At 72.1% G+C, this 5,854-nt stretch carries 7 protein-coding genes; 2 read left to right on the plus strand and 5 right to left on the minus strand.

The genetic code is table 11. The features are described 5' to 3' along the window. Positions 1 to 381 precede the first annotated feature (381 nt). Both SD626R_RS10675 and SD626R_RS10680 read right to left on the minus strand, forming a co-directional pair. Positions 382 to 603 carry a hypothetical protein gene (locus SD626R_RS10675; protein WP_092566347.1) on the minus strand — a complete coding sequence of 74 codons (222 nt, stop codon included), beginning with the start codon at positions 601 to 603 and terminating at the stop codon, positions 382 to 384. Positions 604 to 735: 132 nt separating this feature from the next. After that, positions 736 to 1,767, minus strand: coding sequence for a glutathione S-transferase family protein (locus tag SD626R_RS10680; RefSeq protein WP_092566348.1), 1,032 nt, complete (start codon positions 1,765 to 1,767; stop codon positions 736 to 738). Between the two features lie 591 nt (positions 1,768 to 2,358). Here SD626R_RS10680 and SD626R_RS10685 point away from each other — a divergent pair. Further along, positions 2,359 to 3,591, plus strand: a complete 1,233-nt coding sequence (locus SD626R_RS10685) for an NAD(P)/FAD-dependent oxidoreductase (protein ID WP_092566349.1) — start codon at positions 2,359 to 2,361, stop codon at positions 3,589 to 3,591. 21 nt (positions 3,592 to 3,612) lie between these two features. On the opposite strand, the gene SD626R_RS10690 is transcribed toward SD626R_RS10685, so the two are convergent. Both SD626R_RS10690 and SD626R_RS16845 read right to left on the minus strand, forming a co-directional pair. Beyond that, positions 3,613 to 4,041: an Hsp20/alpha crystallin family protein gene (locus SD626R_RS10690; RefSeq protein WP_092566350.1), complete on the minus strand. Its 429-nt coding sequence runs from the start codon at positions 4,039 to 4,041 to the stop codon at positions 3,613 to 3,615. A 3-nt stretch (positions 4,042 to 4,044) separates the two neighbouring features. Then, a complete protein-coding gene (locus SD626R_RS16845; protein WP_176697311.1) occupies positions 4,045 to 4,200 on the minus strand; it encodes a DUF7559 family protein in 156 nt (51 codons plus the stop codon). A gap of 56 nt (positions 4,201 to 4,256) precedes the next feature. Between SD626R_RS16845 and SD626R_RS10695 the strand changes: the two genes are divergently transcribed. Beyond that, complete coding sequence (locus SD626R_RS10695; protein WP_158298358.1) at positions 4,257 to 5,255, plus strand: DUF429 domain-containing protein; 999 nt, start codon at positions 4,257 to 4,259, stop codon at positions 5,253 to 5,255. Positions 5,256 to 5,279: 24 nt separating this feature from the next. On the opposite strand, the gene SD626R_RS10700 is transcribed toward SD626R_RS10695, so the two are convergent. Next, on the minus strand, positions 5,280 to 5,729 hold the full coding sequence (locus SD626R_RS10700) for a hypothetical protein (RefSeq protein WP_092566352.1): 450 nt from the start codon (positions 5,727 to 5,729) through the stop codon (positions 5,280 to 5,282). Between the last annotated feature and the right edge of the window lie 125 nt (positions 5,730 to 5,854).

A 5,854-nucleotide genomic window follows, 5' to 3' on the forward strand; every position in this document is an offset into this window, starting at 1 on the left:
ACGCGCGAGGGACGCCGCGAACGCCCGCAGGGCGTGAGCGGCGAGGCTGGGGAGGCGTGAGGCGCTGTGCGGCGCGGTGCGGGGCGGGACTCAAAGGGGCAGCCGTGAGGGCGAAGCACGGCGACGCAAGCACTGGAACGAGGGAGCGTCAGCGACCGAGTGAAGCGCGCAGCGAGCCGCGCGAGCCCTCCCGGCTGGGGCTTTGGCGGTATTCTCAGCGGAAGCGGTTGCGTATCACCGAGCGATTGGGGCTTTGGCGGTGTAAGCCGCGGTGGGGACGACGTAGTGCCGAGCGGCCGGGGCTTCGGAGCGGTCTAGCGTCGATCTACCGTCGTTCGTTTATAAGAGATCAGCTCGAAACGCCGCGGTCGCGTCTCGCGTCTACTCGGTCCGAGCCGGGTCGTGCATATCCGGTCCGGACGACCGAATCGCATCGACGAGTTTCGTGACGGTCATGACCGTGAACAGGCTCGCCGCGGCGAGGAAGAACGTGGGGACGGCGACCCTGACGAGACGCTCCGCTTCGAGGAGGTCTCCCGCGGGCGCGGCGAGCAGTGCGACCACCGTGAGTCCGAGCAACCAGTTCTGTAAGCGTGTCGTCATGCGATGAGGTGCGGAGGGAAGCCGGAGAGGCGGCCGGCGGTCGGCGTCGTCTCCGACGCATTCAGCCGAGATGTACGTACGATCAGGTAATTCGGGGGATAATAAGGCTGTGGGGACCGGGTCGCCCGACGCTCAGTCGTCCGCGGTCGGCGTCGGCGCCTCCCCGCCGAGCCGGTCGCGGTCGTGCGGCGCCTCCCAGTCGAGGTCCGGACCGCGGGCGACGATCCCGGAGGGGGTCACGTCCGGGTGCGTCGTGTAGTAGTGCTCCTTGATGTGGCTCATGTCCACCGTCTCGGCGACGCCCTCGGTCTGGTAGAGGTCGCGGAGGTACGGCCAGAGGTGCTCGTACTGGTGGACGTACTGCCGGTTGCACATGAAGTGCGTGTGGTACACCTGGTCGAACCGGACCAGCGTGGTGAACATGCAGATGTCGGCCTCGGTGAGCGAGTCGCCCACGAGGTAGCGCCGGTCGGCGAGGTGGTCGTTCCAGTGGTCGAGCGCGCCGAACAGCTCGTCGATCGCCTCGTCGTAGGCGCTCTGCGACTTCGCGAAGCCGGCGCGGTAGACGCCGTTGTTGACCGGCTCGTAGATCTCGGTGATGACCTCGTCGACGTCCGCGACGGTCGCCTCGTCGTCGGCGTCGGGCAGCAGCGAGACGTCGTTCCCGAGGTCGTCGAACGCGGTCGAGAGGGTTCGGAGGACCTCGCGCGACTCGTTGTTGACGATCGTCTCCTCCTCCGTGTCCCACAGGACGGGAACGGTCACCCGACAGGTGGCGTCGGGGTCGGCCGCGACGTACAGTTCGCGGAGGTAGTCGCTGCCGTGGAGGTGGTCCGGGGTACAGCCGTCTTTCTCGGGGGTGAACTGCCAGCCGTCCTCGGCGCGGTACGGGTCCACGACCGAGACGCCGATGGCGTCCTCTAAGCCGAGCAGCGACCGCGCCAGCAGGGTGCGGTGCGCCCACGGGCAGGCGTACGAGACGTACAGGTGGTACCGGCCGGCCTCGGGCTGAAAGCGCTCGTCCGGCTCGGCGTCGACGTGGTCGGGCACGTCGCTGCCGGCGATCCAGTTCCGGAAGGTCGTCTCGCCGCGCTGGAACGAGCCGTCCTCGTCCGTCGCCTCGTACGCGTCGGTCCGCCACTCGCCGTCGACGAGTTGGTTCATACCCGATCTACGGGCTCGACGCCCATAACGTGGGCGGGGACGTGCGTGTCACCCGGCCGGACGAGGCGTGGAGTCGGTACGGAGCGAACGACCGGGTTGTCGGTCGTAGCCACGGGAACGACATTGACGAGACAGACAGCTTCGAAGTCCCGGCCGCTCGCTCATAAGCGGTTGATGCTTGCTCGACGGCGGACCCTCGCAAAGCTCCGGCCGCTCGGATATACGTCGTTGATCCCGTCTCGGCAGTGGACACTTCCAAAGCCCCAGCCGGCGAGGACGGCACACGCTCGCTGCGCTCCTCGGTCACTCGTTTCACTCGCTCCCTGCGGTGCTTGCATCGCCTGTGCCGTCCTCGCCGGCTGCCCCTTTGAGTCCCGCCCGACCACCCCGCACGGAACCACAGCCTCACGCCTCCCCAGCCTCGTCGGCCGGCCTCCGCTTCGCTCCGGCCGCCCGACTCCCTCGCGGGCTCCTCACGGCCGCCGTCGGCGGCCGCTCGGAGGCGCGCCGCCGCGTTACGGTGTTGCAGATACATCGCTCGCATCGTCAGCGCCGGTGGCTTTTCGCTTCCGGCCCGCGATGTCTCGACGTATGTCCGAACGAGGCGAGGCGGCGCCGACCGTCGCGGTCGTCGGCGGCGGCGCGGTCGGCGTCACCGCGGCCGCCGACCTCGCGGCCCGCGGCGCCGACGTGACGCTCTACGAGCGCGGCTCGCTCGGCGCCGGGAGCTCCGGGCGCGCCGCCGGCGTGCTGTACGACGCGTACGCCGAGGACGTCGACGCCGCGCTGGCCGCCCGCGCGATGGAGCGGTTCCGGGCGTTCGACCGGTCGCTGCCGGGCTTCTCCCTTGCGCCGTGCCCGTACGTGATCGCGGTCAGGGAGGGCGACCCCGACGCCGACGCCGTCCCCGCGATGGTCGACCGGATGCGCTCGCACGGGCGCGACGTGTCGCTCGTCGACCCCGCGGCCCTGGCCGACCGGTTCCCGATCGCGACCGACGACCTCGCGGTCGCCGCGGTCGCCGAGAACGCGGGCTGGTGCGACCCCGCGAGCTACGTCGCGGCGACGGGTCGGCGGGCGCGCCGCGAGGGGGTCGCCGTCGAGACCGAGACGGCCGTGTCGCTGACCGGCGGCGACCCCGCCGCCCTCCGGGTCGACGCGGGGAGCGGAGGCGGCGCCGAGGTCCGCGCGTTCGACGCGGTCGCCGTCGCCGCCGGCGCGCACACGGCCGAGTTCCTCGGCGACGCCGGGGTCGCGGTCCCGGTCGTCCCATACCGCGTGCAGGCGCTGACGACCCGGACTCCCTACGACGGCCCGATGCTCTACGACGCGACCGCGGGCGTCTACCTCCGGCCGCACCCGACCGGGCTGCTGGCCGGTGACGGGACCGAGCCGGTCGCGGCCGAGCCGGACGGCTACGACCGCGAGGCCGACGGCTGGTTCGTCGACGCCGTCACCGAGACGCTCCGCGAGCGCGTCGCGGTCGCGAGCGAGGGCGACCCGAGCCCGGAGCGCGCGTGGGCCGGGCTCTGCACGGCGACGCCCGACGGCGACCCGCTCGTCGGACCGGTGGGGGGCGACGGGGTGCGGTCGGACGACCCGAACCGCCTGTTCGTCGCCGCCGGCTGGCAGGGTCACGGCTTCATGCGTGCTCCGGCAGTCGGCGAGCTCGTCGCCGAGGGCGTGTTGGCGTCGCTCGACGGGACCGAAGCGGACGCCCCCGAGTCGCCGTGGGTCGGCGCGTTCGATCCCGACCGGTTCGACGGCGACGAGAGCTTCGAGATCACGGAGGGGATGTCCGTCGAGGAACGAGTCGGAGAGTGAACCGGGAGGAGAGAGTCGGCGTCAGCTCTCGTCGGCGTCGCCTTCCTCGACGACGGCGACGTCGCGCGCGTCGTCGTTCTTCGGGATCTCCACCTGTAGCGTCCCGTTGCGCGTCAGCGTCGCGTTCGCGCCCTCGGGCGTGACGTTCGCGTCGCGGGGGAGGTCGGCGCTCCCGGAGAGCGAGACGCCGCGACCGGGGAACAGCATCTCGTAGCCGTCGTAGAAGTCGCGGAACCGGTCGAGCTCGACCTCGACGGTGTGGTCGAGGAACGTCACGTTCAGGTCCTCACCGCGGACGCCCGGGGCGTCGAAGACGACGAGGTAGGCGTCGTCGCTCTCGAGGAGGTCGTACGAGAGCGGCCGACGCTCCTGCATCTTGCTCCACCCGCGGCCGGCGCGTTCGAGGACGCGGCGGACGACCGACCGACCCGCCTCGACGAGCTCGCTCACGGGTTACACCTCGATCTCGGCGAGGTCGCTCCCGCCGCAGTAGGGGCACGACAGGTCCTCGACCGCGTGGTCGTCGGGCACGTCGTACGTGTAGTGGTTCTCGAACATGTCGAGCTCGCAGTCGGCGCTCTCGCACTTGACCTCCATCGTCGATGGCATATACGCGGTCGTTGTGTCGGCGAGGGCTTAAACGGCGTGGCGGCGGCCGTCCGTGCATGGAGCGTCTCCCCGACGACGGCGAGGAGTCGAGTCGCGCGGACGGTGGCCGGAGTCGCGCGGACCGCGGATCGAATCGCGCGGACGCCGGACCGGTCCGCGTTCACGGCGTCGACTTCAGCGCGGCGGCCGACGACGCCGGACGGAAGACGTGGATCGCGAGCGGGAGGATAGATCCCGAGAGCGGCGGCCTGCGCGTGACCGAGCTCCGCCCGCTCGCCGAGCTCGCCGGCATCGATGGCGACGGCCGCCGGGGCGTCGGCCGGGAGGACGCCCTCCCGGCGCTCGCGGCGTGGATCCGCGAGCGCGACGAGAGCGCGGTCGTCGGGCTCGACTTCCCGTTCGGGCTCCCGCGGTTCGTCGTCGAGGAGACCGGGAACGAGTCGTGGCGGTCGTTCATCAGCGGATTTCCGGAGTCGATCGATGTCGACGACGACTCGGACGACCCGGTCCAGGCGTTCGCGGAGCGCTGCGTCGCGCTGACCGGGCGCCACGGCGAGGGGACCTACGACAAGCGGCGGACCGACGCCGCCGTCGGCGCGCGGTCGCCGTACGGGTTCATCGCCGACACGATCGCGTTTCACGGCATGCGCGACGTGCTCGCACCGCTCGTCGACCACGTCAGATTCGCGCCGATGGACCGGGCGGGCGAGGGGTGGCGGTCCGGGGCGCCGCCGGGCCCGACGGTCGTCGAGACGTACCCGGCCGCGGTGTTGGACCGGCTCGGGCTCCGCCGGACGGGCTACAAGGGCGGCGGCGAGTCGGAGTCGGCGCGTCGCCGGCGGAACGCCGAGGGACTGGCCGAGGCGGCCGACGTCGCGTACGCGTCCGGAACGGAGCTGACGGACGCGATGGCCTCGGACGCGGGCGGCGACGCGCTCGACGCCGTCGCCGCCTGCGTCGGGGCGTTCGGGGCGTGGACGCGGAGCTACGAGACGGACACCGCCGGGTTCGACGACCCCGAGGCGGTCGCGCTTGAAGGCTACATCTACGCGTGAGCGGGGCGTTGACGGCCGTCGAGGTTATAAATCCGCTCCGCGGAGCCGCTCCGGAACGACCGCCCGCTCGGCGACGGCGACGACTGCGGTGCCGAGCGTGACGCCGGCGAGGAAGCCGGGACCGTACGGGAGATACGGGGCCTCGAACGCGAGTACGACGCCCAGCCCGACGGAGATGGCGAGGACCGCGGCGCCGAAGGCGACGTACGTCAGCGTCTCCAGTCGGTCCGGCGGGAGTCGGTCGCGGGCGAGCCACGCGACCGGCCCGAGGGCGACGGCGGTCGCCGCGGCCCAGCCGGCGGCGAGCCCCCACGGCCGGGGGTCGGCGCCGAGGAACTGCACCGCGGCGAGCGCGACGAGCGCAGCGAGCGAGACGGCGTTCCCGGCTCGCTGCCAGCGGGAGGAGTCGTCGGCGGCCGCGGGCGCACCGTCGCCCGAGCGCGTCTCACCGGTCGAGGGCGTCTCGGAGGGCATAGCCGGCGCTTCCGCGCGTTCCGACATAAGCGATCCGGCGCCCCCCGACGTTCCGCACGCTTTTCCCGTCTCGGCCGACTACGGGAGGGTAATATGACCGATTCGCCCCTCGCCGGCCGCGGCTC

The organism is Halorubrum sp. SD626R, assembly GCF_001261915.1.
Lineage (GTDB): Archaea > Halobacteriota > Halobacteria > Halobacteriales > Haloferacaceae > Halorubrum.